Annotated in this window: 16 protein-coding genes and 3 tRNA genes; 5 read left to right on the top strand and 14 right to left on the bottom strand. The window is 71.5% G+C overall.

The window, feature by feature from the left end; genetic code table 11:
* Positions 1-8: 8 nt before the first annotated feature.
* Genes FHG71_RS04895 through ftsW form a run of 5 tightly spaced genes read right to left on the bottom strand, consistent with a single transcriptional unit; the run spans position 9 to position 4,230 of the window.
* Positions 9-278: a DUF2484 family protein gene (locus FHG71_RS04895; protein WP_139080496.1), complete on the bottom strand. Its 270-nt coding sequence runs from the start codon at positions 276-278 to the stop codon at positions 9-11.
* Positions 275-523, bottom strand: a complete 249-nt coding sequence (locus FHG71_RS04890) for a DUF2484 family protein (protein WP_139080495.1) — start codon at positions 521-523, stop codon at positions 275-277. The genes FHG71_RS04895 and FHG71_RS04890 overlap by 4 nt, the downstream gene beginning before the upstream one ends.
* 19 nt (positions 524-542) lie before the next feature.
* Entirely contained in the window at positions 543-1,946 is a 1,404-nt protein-coding gene (gene murC / locus FHG71_RS04885) for a UDP-N-acetylmuramate--L-alanine ligase (protein ID WP_139080494.1), read from the bottom strand.
* 17 nt (positions 1,947-1,963) lie between these two features.
* Positions 1,964-3,067 (bottom strand): UDP-N-acetylglucosamine--N-acetylmuramyl-(pentapeptide) pyrophosphoryl-undecaprenol N-acetylglucosamine transferase, encoded by a 1,104-nt coding sequence (locus tag FHG71_RS04880; RefSeq protein WP_281281947.1) that lies wholly within the window; start codon positions 3,065-3,067, stop codon positions 1,964-1,966.
* Positions 3,064-4,230, bottom strand: a complete 1,167-nt coding sequence (ftsW, locus tag FHG71_RS04875; RefSeq protein WP_139080493.1) for a putative lipid II flippase FtsW — start codon at positions 4,228-4,230, stop codon at positions 3,064-3,066. The genes FHG71_RS04880 and ftsW overlap by 4 nt, the downstream gene beginning before the upstream one ends.
* 157 nt (positions 4,231-4,387) lie before the next feature.
* On the opposite strand from ftsW, the gene FHG71_RS04870 reads away from it, so the two are divergent.
* Entirely contained in the window at positions 4,388-5,551 is a 1,164-nt protein-coding gene (locus tag FHG71_RS04870; RefSeq protein WP_139080492.1) for a BaiN/RdsA family NAD(P)/FAD-dependent oxidoreductase, read from the top strand.
* A 120-nt stretch (positions 5,552-5,671) separates the two neighbouring features.
* Positions 5,672-6,814: an NADH:flavin oxidoreductase/NADH oxidase gene (locus tag FHG71_RS04865; RefSeq protein WP_139080491.1), complete on the top strand. Its 1,143-nt coding sequence runs from the start codon at positions 5,672-5,674 to the stop codon at positions 6,812-6,814.
* 370 nt (positions 6,815-7,184) lie between these two features.
* On the opposite strand, the gene FHG71_RS04860 is transcribed toward FHG71_RS04865, so the two are convergent.
* The 4 genes from FHG71_RS04860 to FHG71_RS04845 form a co-directional block, all read right to left on the bottom strand.
* The gene (locus tag FHG71_RS04860; protein WP_139080490.1) at positions 7,185-7,430 is read right to left on the bottom strand and encodes a hypothetical protein; all 246 of its coding nucleotides are present in this window, start codon (positions 7,428-7,430) and stop codon (positions 7,185-7,187) included.
* Positions 7,431-7,486: 56 nt separating this feature from the next.
* A tRNA-Asp gene (locus tag FHG71_RS04855) sits at positions 7,487-7,563 on the bottom strand.
* 86 nt (positions 7,564-7,649) lie between these two features.
* Positions 7,650-8,582 carry a pirin family protein gene (locus tag FHG71_RS04850; protein ID WP_139080489.1) on the bottom strand — a complete coding sequence of 311 codons (933 nt, stop codon included), beginning with the start codon at positions 8,580-8,582 and terminating at the stop codon, positions 7,650-7,652.
* Between the two features lie 91 nt (positions 8,583-8,673).
* On the bottom strand, positions 8,674-9,717 hold the full coding sequence (locus FHG71_RS04845; RefSeq protein ID WP_246045350.1) for a sensor histidine kinase: 1,044 nt from the start codon (positions 9,715-9,717) through the stop codon (positions 8,674-8,676).
* A gap of 1,248 nt (positions 9,718-10,965) precedes the next feature.
* Here FHG71_RS04845 and FHG71_RS04840 point away from each other — a divergent pair.
* A complete protein-coding gene (locus FHG71_RS04840; RefSeq protein WP_139080487.1) occupies positions 10,966-12,105 on the top strand; it encodes a glycosyltransferase in 1,140 nt (379 codons plus the stop codon).
* Positions 12,098-12,964 (top strand): glycosyltransferase family 2 protein, encoded by an 867-nt coding sequence (locus tag FHG71_RS04835; protein WP_139080486.1) that lies wholly within the window; start codon positions 12,098-12,100, stop codon positions 12,962-12,964. The genes FHG71_RS04840 and FHG71_RS04835 overlap by 8 nt, the downstream gene beginning before the upstream one ends.
* Here FHG71_RS04835 and FHG71_RS04830 read toward each other — a convergent pair.
* The 4 genes from FHG71_RS04830 to FHG71_RS04815 all read right to left on the bottom strand — a co-directional run bounded on the left by FHG71_RS04830 (position 12,961) and on the right by FHG71_RS04815 (position 14,498).
* Positions 12,961-13,710, bottom strand: coding sequence for a glycosyltransferase family 2 protein (locus FHG71_RS04830; RefSeq protein WP_176559293.1), 750 nt, complete (start codon positions 13,708-13,710; stop codon positions 12,961-12,963). The genes FHG71_RS04835 and FHG71_RS04830 overlap by 4 nt on opposite strands.
* A 19-nt stretch (positions 13,711-13,729) precedes the next feature.
* A tRNA-Val gene (locus FHG71_RS04825) sits at positions 13,730-13,805 on the bottom strand.
* On the bottom strand, positions 13,796-14,404 hold the full coding sequence (locus tag FHG71_RS04820) for a histidine phosphatase family protein (RefSeq protein ID WP_139080484.1): 609 nt from the start codon (positions 14,402-14,404) through the stop codon (positions 13,796-13,798). The genes FHG71_RS04825 and FHG71_RS04820 overlap by 10 nt, the downstream gene beginning before the upstream one ends.
* A 19-nt stretch (positions 14,405-14,423) precedes the next feature.
* Positions 14,424-14,498: transfer RNA gene (locus tag FHG71_RS04815), tRNA-Val, on the bottom strand.
* Positions 14,499-14,617: 119 nt separating this feature from the next.
* On the opposite strand from FHG71_RS04815, the gene FHG71_RS04810 reads away from it, so the two are divergent.
* Positions 14,618-15,526: a 5'-methylthioadenosine/S-adenosylhomocysteine nucleosidase gene (locus FHG71_RS04810; protein ID WP_139080483.1), complete on the top strand. Its 909-nt coding sequence runs from the start codon at positions 14,618-14,620 to the stop codon at positions 15,524-15,526.
* Positions 15,527-15,589: 63 nt separating this feature from the next.
* Here FHG71_RS04810 and lon read toward each other — a convergent pair whose 3' ends face one another.
* Positions 15,590-17,998, bottom strand: a complete 2,409-nt coding sequence (lon, locus tag FHG71_RS04805) for an endopeptidase La (protein WP_139080482.1) — start codon at positions 17,996-17,998, stop codon at positions 15,590-15,592.
* Positions 17,999-18,158: the final 160 nt, after the last annotated feature.

Genomic DNA, 18,158 nt, shown 5'->3' with positions numbered 1-18,158 from the left:
GTCGCCCGTCACTCCGCCGGGTCCGGCCGCCGGGGCCGCCCGCCGCGGCGCAGCCAGCGCCACAGGAAGACCAGGGGCCAGCGCAGCACCGAGGCTCCCCCGGCCAACGCCAGCATCCCCAGCACCGGCCCGTGCTCGACCGTGAGCCAGCCCAGCAGCGGGACCCCCGTCACGATCAGCACGACGGCCGCCCGCCAGTGGCCGTCGCTCGTGGGCAGCATGGCGACGATGTTGGCCGTCACGAACCACAGGCAGGCAAGAAGGAAGGCGGTGCTCATGCCCATCCCCCTCGCCGCAGAAGCCAGCCGACCAGCGCCCCCAAGGGCCGCCGGAACATCGAAAGAAAGGCGAGAAGGCCCAGGACCCCCATCCACCAGCCGACCGACAGCGCCAGCCAGACCATCAGGACCGGGGCCGAGACCAGCAGCGCCAACCCCGGCACCATCTGATGCCGCATCGGCAGCATCGCGGTTGCCGTCGCGGCCAGGACCCAGAGGCAACTCGCAAGGACCGATGCGGACATGGCTCTCCCTCCTCCGGCGTCAGGCGCCCCCGCGCAGGCGCGCGGGCAGCCCGTGCGCCCAGGCGCTGATGTTGCCCGCCCCCAGGCAGACCACGATGTCGCCGGGCCGCGCCTGCTCCCTCACCAGCCGCGCGAGGTCCTCCTCGCCATGGACGGCGCGGGCGTGCCGGTGCCCGTGCCGGATCAGGCCCGACACGAGGTCGTCGCGCGACACCCCGGGGATGGGCGCCTCCCCGGCGGCGTAGACCTCGGCGATGCCCACCACGTCGGCCTCGTTGAAGCAGGAGCAGAACTCCTCGAACAGGCTCTGGAGCCGCGAGAAGCGGTGCGGCTGATGCACCGCGATCACCCGGCCCTTGCTGGCCTGCCGCGCGGCCTTCAGCACCGCCGCGATCTCGACCGGGTGGTGGCCGTAATCGTCGATGATCGTGACGCCGTCCACCTCGTCCACCTTGGTGAAGCGCCGGTTCACGCCGGCAAAGCCCGCCAGCGCCGCCCGGATCTCGTCCTTGGACATGCCGAGGTGCCGCGCCACCGCGATGGCCGCCAGCGCGTTCGACACGTTGTGGTCCCCCGGCATCGGCAGGGTCATGCCCTCGATCCGGTCGTCCTCGGCCTGGAGGATCACGTCGAAGGTCGCCTTGCCGTCCTCGTAGACGGGCCGCGTCGCCCGCACGTCGGCCTGCGCGTTGAAGCCGAAGGTCCGCACCCGCCGGTCGGTCACGCGCCCGACCAGGGCCTGGACCTCCGGGTGATCCGTGCAGCAGACCGCGAGCCCGTAGAACGGGATGTTCGACACGAAGTCGTAGAAGCCGCGCCGCAGGTTCTCGATCGTGCCCCAATGCTCCATGTGCTCGGGGTCGATGTTCGTCACGATGGCGATGGTCGCGGGCAGGCGGTTGAAGGTGCCGTCCGACTCGTCGGCTTCCACCACCATCCACTCGCCCTGCCCGATCCGGGCGTTCGAGCCGTAGCGATGGATGATCCCGCCGTTCACCACCGTCGGATCAAGGCCACCGGCGTCCAGCAGCGTCGCCACCATCGTCGTCGTGGTCGTCTTGCCGTGCGTCCCCGCGATAGCGACGTTGCTCTTGAGCCGCATCAGCTCCGCCAGCATCTCGGCCCGCCGCACGACCGGCAGGCCCTTGCGCCGCGCCTCGTCCAGCTCGGGGTTGCCCGGCTTGATGGCCGAGGAGATCACCACGACCTCGGCCCCTTCCAGGTTCTCGGCCCGCTGGCCGATCTGGATGGCGGCCCCCAGCCGGGCCAGCCGCTTGGTGATGTCGCTCTCGCGCGAGTCGGACCCCTGGACGGTGTAGCCCATGGTCAGCAGCACCTCGGCGATGCCCGACATGCCGATCCCACCGATGCCGACGAAGTGGATCGGCCCCACGTCAGTGGGCAGCTTGGTCGGCCGCGGCATGGGAAATCCTCCGTCCATCATGTTCGGCCCTCCTTGGTGCCACTGACAAGCTCTTCGACCATCGACGCCAGCCGCTCGGCCGCGTCGGGCCGCCCGTGGCCCAGCGCCGCCCGCGACATGGCCAGCGCGCGGGGGGCGTCGGTCAGCACCCCCAGGATGTGTCCGGCCAGCCCCTCGGGCGTCAGCCGCGCCTCGGGCACCACCAGGGCCGCGCCGGCGGCCTCCAGGCCCCGCGCGTTGGCCGTCTGGTGATCCTCGGTCGCCGCCGCGTAGGGAATCAGGATCGCCGGACGCCCGATCACCGTCAGGTCGGCCAGCGTCGAGGCCCCGGCCCGCGCGATCACGAGCTGCGCCAGCGTCATGCGCCGGGGGATGTCGTCGAAGAAGGGGCGGATCTCAGCCTCGATGGCCTCGTCGCGGTAGAACTTGGCGACCCGCTCCACGTCCTCCTCGCGCGCCTGCTGGCTGACGCGCAGCCGGGCCCGCATGTCCATGGGCAGCGCCGCGATGGCGGGAGGCACCACGTCCGACAGGATGCGCGCGCCCTGGCTCCCCCCGATCACGAGAATCTCCATCGGGTAGTCGCCGGGCGGGATGTAGCTCGCCCCTGCCTTCTCCCCTATGGCGCGGCGCACGGGGTTGCCCACCTGGACGCCCTCGACGCCCTTGGGCAGCGCCGTGGGCCAGGTCCCGCAGGCCACCAGATCGACGCGCGGCGCGAACAGACGGTTCACCCGGCCCAGCACGCCGTTCTGCTCGTGGATCATGCGCGGGATGCGCAGCGCCGTCGCCGCCGCCAGTGCCGGGATCGACGGGTAGCCCCCGAAGCCCACCACGGCCGCCGGCCGGTCCCGCACCATCCGCGCCACCGCCGCCGCGACCCCGCCGCCCACCCGCAGGGGCACGAGCGCCTTGGCCGCCGCCCCGCCCCGCGCCGTGGTGGCGCTGGACACGACCTCGCGCGCGACCGCCTCGGGAAAGCCCCCGGCATAGCGCGCGCCCCGCGCGTCGGTGGACAGCGTCACGCGCCAGCCGCGATGGAGCATGGTCTCGGCCAGGGCCTGCGCAGGGAACATGTGCCCGCCCGTGCCGCCCGCCGCGATGACGAGGTGCCGGCTCACTCGCGACCCCGCCGCAGGATGTCGCCCATGGCTCCCTGCGGCCGCGTCCGCGTCAGCGCCAGCAGCATCCCCACCGCGATGCCCCCCGCGATCAGCGACGAGCCGCCGTAGCTCACGAAGGGCAGCGTCATCCCCTTGGCCGGCAGCAGCCGCACCGCCACCCCCATGTTGATCATGGCCTGCACCCCGAAGGAACAGGCCAGCCCCGTCCCCGCGAGGCGGACGAACAGGTCCCGCTCCTGCGTCAGCCTCCACAGCGAGCGCACGACGACGCAGGCGTAGAGCGTGATGATCCCCATCACGAGGATGAAGCCGTACTCCTCGGCCGCGACCGCGATGATGAAGTCGGTGTGCGCGTCGGGCAGCGAGTTCTTGACCGAGCCCTCGCCCAGCCCCACGCCGAAGAAGCCGCCCTCCATGATGGCGTTGGTGGCATAGCCCAGCTGCGTGCGCGGATCGACGTCGGGGCTCAGGAAGCCGTTGATGCGGCGGGCGAAGTGCTCGGACTGCTCGTAGGCGACCGTGCCCCCGAAGGCCACGAGCCCCGCCAGCCCCGCCAGAAGCGTCATCGGCGCCCCGGCCACGAAATACATGACCGCCCACGAGAACAGGATCAGCGCCGCCTGACCGAAGTCCGGCTGGAACGCCAGCATCCCCACGATCAGCACCGCGAGTCCGAAGGACAGCCGCTTGCCGGGGGGCCCGTCACGCTCCTGCGCCGCGGCCATGAGCCATGCGGCCAGCACCACGAAGCCCGGCTTGAGGAACTCCGACGGCTGGAAGCTCGCGAAGCCCAGCGAATACCAGCGCACCGCCCCCTTGCCGAAGTCCGTCCCCAGGACGGGCAGCGCCGCCAAGGCCACGAAGCTCAGCGCGAAGCCGATCACCGCGAGCCGCCGCACCTGCCGGGGCGTCAGCATGGACACGAGCAGCATGGCCGCGATGGCCACGGCCCCGAACATCGCCTGCCGCTCCACGTAGTGGAAGTGCGGCAGCCCGTTGCGCGCCGCGAGCGGCGGCGAGGCGGCGAAGCCCAGCAGCATCCCCACCGCGAACAGCGCGAGGATGCAGGACATCGTCCACTTGTCGATCGTCCGCCACCAGCGCGGAATGACGGGATCGCCCGACCGCGCCGGGGCCAGCCCATGGACCAGGTCTGTCATGGAGAGCCGCCCTCTGCCTCATTCCAGGGCCCGGTTCGCCCGGGTCTGAGGGTCAGGATACCTCAATCGCGCCACTGTCGCTAGGCGGAAAACGGCCCGCGCCGCTGCGACGCCCCGTCCGCTTGCGGCGCGCGCGCGGAATCCGCATCTGGGGCGCATGGAGACCTCCACCCTCATCCTCGGCGCCGGTGCCGCCGGCCTCTTCTGCGCGGGCCTCGGCCCTCCGGGCACGGTCGTGCTCGACCACGCGGCCCGGCCCGCCGAGAAGGTCCGCATCTCGGGGGGCGGCCGCTGCAACTTCACCAACCTCGGCACCCGCCCCGAGTCCTTCCTGTCCCGCAACCCCCACTTCGCCAAGTCCGCCCTGGCGTCCTACACCGCACGCGACTTCCTCGCCCTGGTCGAATCCCACCGCGTCCCCTGGCACGAGAAGACCCTGGGCCAGCTCTTCTGCGACCGGTCCTCCAAGGACATCGTGGCCCTCCTGCTTGCCGAGGCCGAGCGCGCCCGCGCCGAGGTCCGCCTGCGCGCGACCATCGGCGAGGTCGGCCACGACGGCACCCGCTTCACGGTCGAGACCGACCGCGGCACGCTCCGCGCCCGCCGCCTCGTGGTCGCCACCGGCGGCAAGTCCATCCCCAGGATGGGCGCGACCGGCCTCGCCTACCGCATCGCGGAGCGCTTCGGCCTGCCCGTGACCGACACCCGCCCCGCGCTCGTGCCCTTCACCTTCGGCGACCGCTTCGCCGACCTCGCGGGCCTGTCGGTCCCCGTGGCCGCCCAGGCGCGCGGCCCCGCCTTCGCCGAGGCCATGCTCTTCACCCATCGCGGCCTCTCGGGCCCGGCGATGCTCCAGGCCTCCTCCTACTGGCGCGAGGGCGAGGAGCTGGCCGTGGCGCTCGCCCCCGACACCGACTGGGCCGAGGCGCTGCGCGAAGGCCGCAAGGCCGCGCCGCGCCAGTCGCTCAAGGCCTTCCTGGCGAGCCGCCTGCCCGCCCGCCTCGCCGACTACCTCGCCGCCGAGATGGAGCTGAACGGCAACCTCGCCGGCCTCTCCGAGGCGCGCATCACCGCCCTGTCCCGCGCCCTCTCCGACTGGCGCCTCCGCCCCACCGGGACCGAAGGCTACCGCACCGCCGAGGTGACGCTCGGGGGCGTGGACACCAAGGCCCTCGACTCGCGCACGATGGAGGCCAAGGCCGTCCCCGGCCTTTATTTCATCGGGGAATGCGTGGACGTGACGGGGTGGCTCGGCGGCTACAACTTCCAGTGGGCCTGGTCCTCGGCCGCCGCCTGCGCCCGCGCCCTGCGCGCCGACTGAGGCGCGCAGGCCCGCCCTGACGGGGGCGCATGGCCGCCCGGCTTGACCTCCCCGGCCCTGTGCATAGGTCTCGCTCCCGCCGCCCCGCGCCCCTCGCGCGGGCCTCCAAGGATTCGATCCGTGAGCCAGCTCTTCACCCCCGCGGCCTTCCGCGGCCTCACCCTCCGCAACCGCCTCGTCGTGGCCCCCATGTGCCAGTATTCGGCCAAGGGCGGACTCGCCTCGGACTACCATTTCGCCCATTACGCCCGCTTCGCCCTGGGCGGCTTCGGCGCGGTGATCGTCGAGGCCACCGCCGTCAGCCCCGAGGGCCGCATCACCTACGGCGACCTGGGACTCTGGAGCGACGACCACGTGGCCCCCCTTGCCCGCATCGCGGCCTTCCTGCGCACGCAGGGCACCGCCGCCGGCATCCAGCTCGCGCATGCGGGGCGCAAGGCCTCCTCCCCCATCTGGTGGCGCGGCCGCTTCGACGAGACCGAAGAGGAGAAGGCTCAGGTCGGCTTCGAATCCTGGACGCCCGTCGCCCCCTCGGCCTTGCCTCAGGTCCCCGACTCGGCGGAATACCAGGTCCCCACCGCCCTGACCGCCCAGGGCATGAGCACAGTCCGCAGCGCCTTCGTCGCCGCCGCGCGCCGGGCCGAGGCTGCGGGCTTCGACTTCGTCGAACTGCATTCCGCCCACGGCTACCTCCTCCACCAGTTCCTGTCCCCCGTCGCCAACCGGCGGGACGACGAGTTCGGCGGCTCGCTCGCCAACCGGATGCGCTTCCCCCTCTGGATCGCCCGCGCCGTCCGCGAGGTCTGGCCCGCCCACAAGCCGCTCTTCGTCCGCATCTCGGCCCAGGACGGCATCGAGGGCGGTTGGACCGTCGAGGACAGCGTGACCTACGCCAAGGCCCTCAAGGAGATCGGCGCCGACCTGATCGACGTCTCCTCCGGAGGCTTCGCCGGGGGCCGCATCCCCGTGGGGCCGGGCTACCAGGTGCCGCTGTCGCGCGCGATCAAGCACGAGGCCGACGTGCCGACCTCCGCCGTGGGCCTCATCAGCCGTGCCCGCGAGGCGCAGGAGATCGTCAAGGACGGCGACGCCGACCTCGTGGCGCTGGGCCGCACGGCGCTCGACGATCCCAACTGGCCGCTGCACGCCCGCCACGAACTGGAGGCGCCCGGCGACGCCTACGCCGCCTGGCCGCGCCAGTCCGGCTACGTCGTGCGCCACAAGGACCAGGCGCTCCGCCTCCGCAGCTTCGCCGAAGCCTGACGATCGGCCGGGGTGGCTCCGTGCCGCCCCTGGTCCCATCCCGCAAGTCGCACCATGCCCGCCGGTCCCCGGAGGTGTTGCGCGGACCGGGGGAGGACCGTTCGGTGCTGTAGGGAACCGTTAACCTCTGCCGCGCAGAGTGGTCGCGTCACGGGGCCGCCTGCGGGACACTGCTCTCCCGCTCTCGGAAGGAACGCCCGTGGCCGCTCTTTGCCGGGACCCGGGCGCGCCGCAGCGCGCCGTCAGACCACCTGGGGACCACCCCCCAGCCGCCGCGCGTCGTGGACGCGCCCCCTGCCCGCCCGGAGTGGCGTCCCGCGGGCAGCCCCCGGGCGCGACCGCGATGGCACGCGGTGACGGCCCGGACCCGTCAAGGCCCGCCCCGCCTGTCGCGACGCCTGATCCACCGGAACAGGACCACGGGCGCGACAATCAACCCGATCAGCGCGCCCACCAGCATCCAGACGGCGATCGGATGACCTGAATAGCCCTCGAAGGACGAGGTGCCGGCCAGCCCGGTCCAGGCGAACCCGCCCAGGATGCCAAGCCCGCCGCCCAACACCGCCCCCAGGACGGGCGCCAGCAATCCCAGCAGAAGCCTTGCCCCGTGGCCCATGGTTCCCCCAGACGAAAAAGGCGCCCCAGGGGGCGCCGTTCATCGTCGTCCAGCAGTGGCGCGGTTGACGGGGCTCGAACCCGCGACCCCCGGCGTGACAGGCCGGTACTCTAACCGACTGAGCTACAACCGCGCATCTGCCGCCGACGCTGTCGTGCCTGCGTCGGACAAGGGGGCTTCTAGGGGGTGCGCCGGATGGCGTCAAGCCGGTTTCCCGGCCTACTTGTCCGGCAGCGGGATGTACTCTGCGTCATCCCCCGGCGGCAGCGCGAAGCGCCCCTCGCGCCAGTCCCCCTGCCGCCAGGCCTCCTTGGCCGCCTCGATCCGCTCCTTCGACGAGGCGACGAAGTTCCACCAGATGTGCCGCGGCCCTTCCAGCGTCGCGCCCCCCAGCATGACAAGCCGCGCCCCCTCGGGCCCCGCCCGCAGCGCCAGCGCGTCGCCCGGCCGGAACACCAGCATCCGCCCCGCGTCGAACCGCTCGCCCGCGACCTCGACGCTGCCGCCCAGGACATAGGCCCCCCGGTCCTCCTGCTCGGCGGGCAGCGGCACCTGCGCCCCCGGCGCCAGCGTCACGTCGGCGTAGAAGGTCTCGGACGGCGTCACGACCGGCGACTCGGCGCCCCAGGCCCGACCCAGGATCAGCCGCACCGTCTTGCCCTCCCCGTCCAGCAGCGGCAGCTCCTCCGCCCGCGTGTGCCCGAAGGCCGCCCCCCCGTCCTCCTTGTCCAGGGGCAGCGCCAGCCAGGTCTGGAGCCCCCACATGCTCTGCGGCAGCGCCCCCTGGTCCATGCGCTCCGAATGCGTGATCCCCTGCCCGGCCGTCATCAGGTTCACCGCACCCGCCTCGATCCACTGGTCGGTGCCCAGGGAGTCGCGGTGGTGGATGCGCCCACGGAACAGGTAAGTGACGGTCGCGAGCCCGATATGAGGATGCGGCCGCACGTCGAGCCCCTTGCCCGTCAGGAACTCGGCCGGGCCCATCTCGTCGAAGAAGATGAAGGGCCCGACCATCTGCCGCTTGGCCGAGGGCAGCGCGCGGCGCACCTCGAATCCGCCCAGGTCGCGGGCGCGCGGCACGATGACCGTTTCGATGGCGTCGATGGCGGCGCCTTCGGGAACGACGGGATCGAGGGAAGGATTCCAGCTCATGGGGCCACCTTTCGCGGCGGGAGGACTGACCCCAAGGTAAGCGCCCCGCGCGCCACGGACAAACGCCCCCTCGCACAGCCCCTGTGCGCCCTCAGGCCCTCTCGCCCAAGGGCATCTCGAGGCAGGACAGCGTACCCCCCTCGGACGACATCGACAGGACGCCACCGATTTGCTGCGCGAACTGCCGCGCGATGCTCAGGCCCAGGCTGCGGGCGCCGGCGACGTCGAAGCCTTCGGGCAGCCCCGGCCCGTCATCGCGCACCGTGAGCCGCGCCACCCCGCCCCTCTGCTCCAGCGCGACATGGATCGTCCCCCGCGCGCCCGTCTGCACCCCGTGCTCCAGCGCGTTGGCCAGAAGCTCGGTCGCCACCAGCCCCAGCGGCACGGCCCGGTCGGCCGGCACCACCACCGGCTCGGCCACCACCCGGACCGCCACCCGGTCGCCCGCTCCGGCGGCGGCCACCGCGTCGGGCACCATGGCGCGCAGGAAGGCGCCAAAGTCGATCTGCTGCGCCTCGGGGTCGTGAAGCAGCCGGCTCAGCCGCGCCACCACGTCGAGCCGCGCCACCGCCTCGTCGAGCGCCCGCTGCGCCGCCGGGTCCGCCACGCCCCGCCGCTGCAGCGCCAGGAGAGAGCCCACCACGGCGAGGTTGTTCGAGACGCGATGCTGAAGCTCCGCGAACATCAGGCTCCGGCTTTGCGCCATCGCGCGCGCGGCGGCCTCGGCCTCCGCCGCCCGCTCCACCGCCCGCCGCATCAGCCAGATCAGCCCGATCTCCGTCCCGGTGACAAAGACATAGAGCCCCATCGCCAGCGTGGCGCCGCTGCCCAGTTGGAAGCTGCCGACAGGCGGGATGAACCAGTACCAGGCCACGGCCCCCGACAGGATCATCACCACCACGCCCGGCACCGTCCCGGCGAGAAACGCCGTCAGCGTGATGGCCGGAAAGAAGGTCAGGAAGGGAAAGCCCTGCGGAAGATGGGGGTCCAGGATGAACCGCGTCGCCGTCGCCAGCCCGAAGGCGACCGTCGCCAGGCCCCAGCGAAAGGCCACGCTGCGCCGCGCCGTCGCCCAGCCTCCGAACCGGTCCAGCAGAAGGCTCCCGAGCCTTCCCGGGCGCGCCGCCTGCCCCATCGCCGTCACGCCACCCTCCCGCACGTCCGCCCCTGAGCCCCCGCCGCGCGGATGATCATAGCGCGCCGTGCCGTTTGCGCTACGGCGGACCGTGCAGGAGACCGGACGCGCCCAAGCCGCCCATCGTCCTGTGTGGCGGGCGTGAGCTTCACGGCCCCGGCCATCGGACCCCAGCCTTGCGGAAACCACCACGCCCCCGCCTCGCTAAAGATGGGATGCGAAGAGGGGACGTCGCCGCTCCGGGTCATCAAACGGCGGGAGTGAACAAGTCAGGTCCACTTCGTCGGCGGCAGGACGCCTGGAGGACAGCACTGGCGATCCCGTTGCGAGAGCTGGGCCAAAGGCCCTGCACGGTGACGTCACCCGCCGCGGTTGCGCCTCACCGACCGCGCGAGTAAGACCTCGAACGTGATCGCGCGGCCCCGCCCCAGGCATCGGCGGCAGCGCATCCGAACCGGGACCCAACCTGCCGGGAGCCACGGCCCCATGATCTCGCCCGCCCCGCGCCGACTGGCCCCCGTCACGGATCGTGCCGCCTGATGCCCAAGATGAACGTCCACATCCCGCATGTCCGCTACCCCGAGAGCTTGGCGGCCCCGCTCGGCTCCAACGTCCGGCTTGGCCGGCTCCGCGCCGCAATCGGGAATGACGGCCGCCGCCCCCGACGGAGCGGCCAAGTCACTCGTGGCGACCAATTCCACCCGCTCCCGATCGGCGCTCTGCCGCTCCTTCAAATCCCGCTCGGCCGCAAATCCTCCGAGGTCCACGCCCGCGGCGAGCTCGTGCACACCAGGAACGCCGTGGCGGTCGACCGCCATTCCCGCGCCCTCGTTTCCGCGCCGCACCACAAGGCCACTCAAACCCTCCGAGACACTGGCCAATCCCATGTGGTCGCCCTCCACCTCCTGCAAGGCCCGCGGGGCAGGCCCTGCCACAACGCGCGGCTAGCAATGGATCAGGCTCTGCGATGGCTCGGCGGCGGAAACGGTCCGTTCCAAGAGCGGACCCAGGACGCTCGGCCTTGACCCACACGACGACTGCACCGGCGCCGTTGCGCTCCATCCCGCCTGTCGCCCACCGGCCCGCGGAGCGCCTCCTACGCGCACGGCCGCGTTCGGCGCGGCCTCGGGCCCTCGGCCCTGCGCGGGAGCGCGAACGTCCCGTTCCGGCCCGGACCCATGCCCTCCGGCTCGGCCGACCGGTGCGGACGCCTGCACGCCGGGATCTCGCGGAGCAGGGAGTCGCCCGATGACGTCCCCCGAGGACCGCCCCCGCATCTGCCTCGCCCCCGGCGGGATCGGTGGCGGCGGCATCGGGGTCGTCATGCTGAACCTCGGCGAGGCGCTGCGCGAGCGCGGCCACCCCGTGGACCTCCTCCTCCTCGACGAGGCTGAGACCCGAGCCGTGCCCCAAGGCCTTCGGCCCGTCCGCTTGGGTCGCCGGGCGCGCTCGGCCCTGCCGGCCCTCGTCCGCTACCTGGGCGAGGCGCGGCCCGCCGTCCTGATCTCGGCCCGCGACTACGTCAATCTCCTCATGCTGGCGGGGCTTCACCGGGCGGGGCTGCGGGGCCGCACCCGCCTCGTCTGGACCTACCACACGCACGGCAGCACCCAACGCATCGGCGTCCCCTCGCGCATGGACCGTCTCGCCGGACACCTGGCGGACCGGCTGATCCGCCGGCCCGATGCCCGCGTCGCCGTCTCGGCCGGGGTGGCGCAAGACCTGGAAGCCCGGCTCGCCCTGCCGCCCGGCCTGGTCGAGGTCGTCGACAACCCGGTCTGGACCCCTGCCCGCCTCCTGAGGCGCGAGGACCCCTGCCCCCACCCCTGGCTGGCCGCCCGCGCGCCCGGCTTGCGCGACTCCGGGGCGCCCGTGATCCTCGGCGCGGGTCGCCTGACGGCGCAGAAGGACTTCCCGACGCTCCTGCGGGCCTTCGCCCGACTCCGCGAGGCCCGGCCCGGCGCGCGGCTCGTCATCCTGGGCGAGGGCGAGGACCGTCCGGCCCTCGCCGCCCTGGGCGCCGACCTCGGGCTGACCGAGGCGCTGGACCTGCCCGGGCATGTGCCGGACGCCCTCCCCTACCTCGCCCGCGCGGACCTCTTCGCCCTGTCTTCCCGCTGGGAGGGCCTGCCCACCGTGCTCATCGAGGCGATGGGCTGCGGTTGCGCGGTGGTCTCGACCGATTGCCCCTCGGGACCCTCCGAGATCCTCGACGGCGGACGTCTCGGTCCACTGGTGCCCCCTGGCGATCCCGCGAGGCTGGCCGAGGCGATGCTCTCGGCGCTCGACGCTCCCGGCGACCTCGCCGCCCGTCGCGACGCCGCGCTGCGCTACGGCTCCGACCGTGCCGCCCGGCGCTATCTGGAGGTCGCGGGACTTCATGAGTGACCCAGTGCCCCCCGCTGTCTCGGTCATCGTCCCGGTCTACGCCGACTGGGACCGCGTGCCCCTCCTGCTCGGGGCGCTGGCCGCCCAGACCTGGACCGACTTCGAGCTCCTCCTCGTCGACAACGGCCCCGAGCCCTGGCCCGGGCCGCTCCGGTCGCCGGTCCAGCGCACCCGGCTTGTCCATTGCCCGCAGAAGGGCTCCTACGCCGCCCGCAACGCCGGCGCGGCCGAGGCTCGCGGAGAGGTCCTCGCTTTCACGGATTCCGACTGCCTGCCCTCTCCCGGCTGGCTCGCCGGGCTCATGGCCGCCCGCCGCGACGTGCCCGAGCTTCTCGCCGGCCCCGTCGAGATCCGTCCCGGCCCCCGGCCCAACCCTTGGGAGATCTTCGACACGGTGCGAGGAATCCCTCAGAAATCCTTCATCCGGCACGGGTATGCGGCCACGGCCAACCTGTCGCTCCCGCGCGGGGTCTTCGCGGCGCTGGGGGGCTTCGACGCCACCCGCCTTTCCGGTGGCGACGCCGAGTTCTGCCGCCGTGCGCGCACGCAGGGTCACCCGCTTCGTTACGTCCCCGACGCGGTCGTCGACCACCCCGCCCGCGCGAGCCGCCAGGAGCTCGTGACCAAGGCCCGCCGCATCAAAGGCGGGCAGGTCGCCGCCGGCCCGCTCCGCCGCCGGGTGTTCTGGACGGTCCGAAGCCTTTGCCCGCCCCTGCGCGAGATCGCGGCCTATGTTGTGTCGTCCCATCCCTTGGGCTGGCGGCTGACGGCGAGCGCCGTGCGCCTGCGCCTCTGGGGGGTGGAGATCGAGGAACTGGTCCGGCTCCTTGTCCTGCGACAAACGCCGGAACGACGCTAGAGCCGCCGCGCCAGCCCCGTCCGCACGTAGCGCGAGAAGTGCAGGACCCGCTCGGCGGGCCGGACGCCTTCCGCCCCCAGGATGCGCCATACGGCCGCCGCGCCCCGGACCTTGTTGGCCGAAACCGAGCCCGGCCGCACGCGGTAGTCGGCCAGCACCTCCGGCAGGCCCCACGCCACCGCTCCGTCCCGCAGCAGCGCCAGCCAGAAGGCATAATCCTCGTGCATGGGCAGAAGCGGCATCTCGGCCCGCCCGAAGCGGTCCGTGTCATAGGCGGCGGTCAGGCAGCCGATGGGATTGCCCCCCAGCGCGTCCTCCCAGGCCACCCGTGCGGCCGCCGGGACCACGCCCAGCGCCCGCCCATCCCCGTCCATCCGCTGGTAGGAGGAAAAGACCATGGGCGCGCCCGCCGCGAAGGCCTCGGCCTGTCGCTCCAGCTTCGTGGGCCGCCAGAGGTCGTCGGCGTCGAGAAAGGCCACGTAGCGCCCCCGCGACGCCTGGATTCCCAGATTCCGCGTGGCCGCAGCGCCCCGCGCCGCAACGCCACCTTCGTCGATGAGCCGCAGGCGCGGGTCCTGACGGGCCAGATCCACGACCAGAGCCGCCCCGCGGTCCGTGGAGCCGTCGTTGACCACCAGCGCTTCCCAATCCTCCAGCGTCTGCCTGCGAAGAGAGGCCAACGTGGCCGGCAGAGTGCTTGCGGCGTTGCGGAAAGGGATCACGACCGAGAACAGGGGCACCGTCACGATCAGTCCTCCGGGGGCGTGGTGGGTGGTGAGGGGCTCGAACCCCCGACATCCTCGGTGTAAACGAGACGCTCTACCAACTGAGCTAACCACCCGGCCCGCGCGAATTACCGTTCAGGACGGACGCTGGCAAGCCCGACGGATCCATGACGGACAACTCTCCGCCGGCGATGCGGAGCACGGTGCCCTGCCGCATCAGCAAAAGTCCCCCTTCGGCAGGCGGCCGTCCCAGGGCCAGGGCGCAGAGCATCCGCAGAGTGATGCCATGGGTGACGATCACCGTCGGCCGGTCGAGGTCGGCCAGCACTGAGGCGGCGCGCGCCGCGACCGCTTCCAGCGTCTCGCCGCCGGGGCAACGAGCGTAGAAGTCGAAGAGCGCCTCTCCCGCAGGCCCCGGCCAGCGCGCATCGATCTCGAGCCGGCACAGGCCCGTCCAATCGCCCATGCCGATCTCGACCAGCCGGGGATCGTCCTGGGCCGAGAGGCCGGTGCCCGCCAACGCGAGTTGCGCTGTCACTCGGGCGCGACCCTGCGGGCTCGTGCGCGCGGCGTGGCTCGCCCCCGAAACCCCGAGCGATCGGAGCATCGCGCCCATGGCCACGGCCTGCGCGCGCCCACGATCGGTCAGGTCCGAGTCAAGCAGGCCCTGGAAGCGGCCCTGACGGTTCCACTCGGTCTCGCCATGGCGAAGCATGATGATATCGGGGAGGAGGTGGTGGGCGATGAGGGATTCGAACCCCCGACTTCTTCCGTGTGAAGGAAGCACTCTACCACTGAGTTAATCGCCCGATGACGCGCCGTTTAGCGGCCTTTTCAGGGGGGTGCAAGCGGTCTCGCGCGGTCCACGGCTTGACCTTGCGACTCCCGCGTCCTCCCCTCAGGGCGCACCCAAGCCGGAGACCTTTGCATGATCCGTTCCGCCCGCATCCTCGCCTTGGCGCTTCTCGCGCCCGGCGCGGCCCTTGCCCAGCCGCTCGACTCCGAGCCGCGCATCGCCGTCATGTCGGCCTTCGAGCCCGAATGGACCACCCTCCTCGACCTGATGGAAGAGCCGCAGGACCATGTCGTGAACGGCGTCCGCTTCGTCACGGGCGAGCTGGGGGGCCGACCCGTCGTCCTGTTCCTCACCGGCGTCTCGATGGTGAATGCCGCGATGAACACCCAGCTTGTGATCGACCGCTTCAACATCGAAGGCGTCGTCTTCTCGGGCATCGCGGGCGGCGTGGACCCCGCGCTCGCCATCGGGGACGTCGTGGTCGCCTCCGAATGGAGCCAGTACCTGGAGTCGGTCTTCGCCCGCGAGACGGACGGCGACTTCGCCCTGCCGCCCTGGATGGAGCCTAGCGGCATCGCCAGCTTCGGCATGATCCATCCCCAGCCCGTCGGCGTCACTCGCGACGGAGCCGAGGGGGTCGAGCAGAAGGTCTGGTTCCCCGCCGATCCGGACTGGCTCCGCATCGCCGAGCAGATCGCCGCCAATACGACGCTGGAAGATTGCGGTGCCGAGGGCGCCTGCCTTTCGGACCCGCCGCAGATCGTCGTGGGCGGCAAGGGGGTCTCGGGCCAGGCCTTCGTCGACAACGCCGAGTTCCGGGAATGGGTGCACGCCACCTTCGAAGCGCAGGTGCTCGACATGGAGAGCGCCGCCGTCGCCCACGTCGCTTACACCAACGACGTCCCGTTCATCGCCTTCCGGAGCCTTTCGGACCTTGCTGGCGGAGGCGAGGGCGCAAATGAGATGGGCACCTTCATGGGCCTCGCTGCCGGCAACTCGGCCGCCGTGGTCACGGCCTTCCTGGAAGCCCTGCCCGACTGACAGGCGAAAGGGGCGCGGCCTTCGCCGCGCCCCCATCCAGATCTTCCCGGTGTTTGGCTCCGGTCAGTGCGCGACAGCGCCCGAGGCCTCGTCCACCGCCTTGGCCTTGGCCAGCGCCGCCGCCTCCTCGGCTTCCTCGTCCCATTCCACGGGCTCGGGCTGGCGCACCAGCGCGTGCTTCAGCACCTCCGAGACGTGCGACACGGGGATGATCTCCAGCCCCTGCTTCACGTTCTCCGGGATCTCCGGCAGGTCGCGCTCGTTCTCGGCCGGGATCAGCACCGTCTTGATGCCGCCGCGCAGCGCGGCGAGCAGCTTCTCCTTCAGGCCGCCGATGGCCAGCGCGTTGCCCCGCAGCGTGACCTCGCCGGTCATGGCGATGTCCTTGCGGACGGGGATCTGCGTCAGCACCGAAACGATGGACGTCACCATGGCGAGGCCCGCCGAAGGGCCGTCCTTGGGCGTCGCGCCCTCGGGGACGTGGACGTGGATGTCCATCTTGTCGAACTTCGGAGGCTTCACCCCGATCTGCGGGCTGATGCTCCGCACATAGGACGCCGCCGCCTCGATCGACTCCTTCATCACGTCGCCGAGCTTGCCGGTCGTCTTCATCCGGCCCTTGCCGGGCAGGCGAAGCGCCTCGATGGACAGGAGATCCCCGCCGACACTCGTCCAGGCCAGGCCCGTGACGACGCCGATCTGGTCCTCCTTCTCCGCGAGACCATAGCGGAACTTCTTGACGCCCAGGAACTCCTCGAGGTTCTCCTCGGTCACGACGACCTTGGTCGCTTCCTTCTTCACGAGCTTGGTCGTGGACTTCCGCGCCACCTTGGCGATCTCGCGCTCCAGATTCCGCACGCCCGCCTCGCGGGTGTAGGTGCGGACCATCTCGTTGAGCGCCCCATCGGTCATCTCGAACTCGCCGACCTTGAGGCCATGGTTCTTCATGACCTTGGGCAGCAGGTGCTGCTTGGCGATCTCGCGCTTCTCGTCCTCGGTGTAGCCGGCGAGGGAGATGATCTCCATCCGGTCAAGCAGAGGCCCCGGCATGTTGTACGAGTTGGCCGTCGTGATGAACATCACGTTGGACAGGTCGTACTCCACCTCGAGGTAGTGGTCGACGAAGGTCCCGTTCTGCTCGGGGTCCAGCACCTCCAGCATCGCCGAGGCCGGGTCGCCACGGAAGTCCTGTCCCATCTTGTCGATCTCGTCGAGCAGGATGAGCGGGTTCGTGGTCTTGGCCTTTTTCAGAGCCTGGATGATCTTGCCGGGCATGGAGCCGATATAGGTCCGGCGGTGGCCGCGGATCTCCGACTCGTCCCGGACGCCGCCGAGCGAGATGCGGATGAACTCACGCCCCGTGGCCTTGGCCACCGACTTGCCGAGCGAGGTCTTGCCCACGCCGGGAGGACCGACGAGGCACAGGATCGGGCCCTTGAGCTTCGCGGACCGCGCCTGCACGGCAAGATACTCGACGATGCGCTCCTTGACCTTCTCCAGGCCGTAGTGGTCGGCGTTCAGGATCGCCTCGGCCTTGTTGATGTCCTTGGAGACCTTGGACTTGAGGCCCCACGGCACGCCCAGCAGCCAGTCGAGGTAGTTGCGCACCACCGTCGCCTCGGCCGACATCGGCGACATGGACTTGAGCTTCTTCAGCTCGCCCTCGGCCTTGTCGCGCGCTTCCTTGGACAGATCGGTGTCCGCGATCCGCTTCTCGAGCTCGGCGATCTCGTTCTGGCCTTCGTCGCCATCGCCCAGCTCGCGCTGGATCGCCTTCATCTGCTCGTTCAGGTAGTACTCGCGCTGGGTCTTCTCCATCTGCGACTTGACGCGGGTCTTGATCTTCTTCTCGACCTGCAGGACCGAGATCTCGCCCTGCATCAGGCCGAAGACCTTCTCCAGCCGCTCGGAGACGACGAGCGTCTCCAGCAGGTCCTGCTTCTGCTTGACGTCGATGCCGAGATGCCCGGCGATCAGGTCCGACAGCTTCGCCGGGTCCGTCGCGTCGGTGACGGCGGCGATGGCCTCCTCGGGGATGTTCTTCTTGATCTTGGCGTACTTCTCGAACTCCTGGCCCACGGAGCGGGACAGGGCCTGCACGACCTCCCGGTCGCCCATGGCCTCGTCGAGCGACTCGGCGCGGGCCTCGAAGTAGCGCTCGTTCGTCACGAACTCGGTGATGCGGACGCGGCTCTTGCCCTCGACGAGCACCTTCACGGTGCCGTCGGGCAGCTTGAGGAGCTGCAGCACGTTGGCCAGCACGCCCGCCTTGTAGATGCCGTCGGTTCCGGGGTCATCGACGCCCGGATCCATCTGCGAGGACAGCAGGATCTGCTTGTCCTCGGCCATGACGGCCTCCAGCGCGCGGACGGACTTCTCGCGGCCCACGAAGAGGGGCACGATCATGTGCGGGAAGACCACGATGTCGCGCAGCGGAAGGACGGGATGGCTGGTCGCGAGGGGATCGGTCATTCGGGAATTCCTCTTAAGCGGAGAGCTCTGGCCCCGGTCATCGGCGGCACTCGGCCCTCCCCGGTCGGTGAAGCATAGTTGGTGACTTGGGCCGGGGGTGTCAACCTGCCCGCCCCGGCAGGCCGGGGACGGCTGGCCCCCCGATCACGCTGTCGGCACC

The organism is Rubellimicrobium roseum (assembly GCF_006152145.1).
In the GTDB taxonomy this organism is placed as follows: domain Bacteria; phylum Pseudomonadota; class Alphaproteobacteria; order Rhodobacterales; family Rhodobacteraceae; genus Rubellimicrobium; species Rubellimicrobium roseum.
The sequence above is the reverse complement of the archived record's forward strand: the minus strand, read 5'-3'. Positions and strand labels throughout refer to the sequence as shown.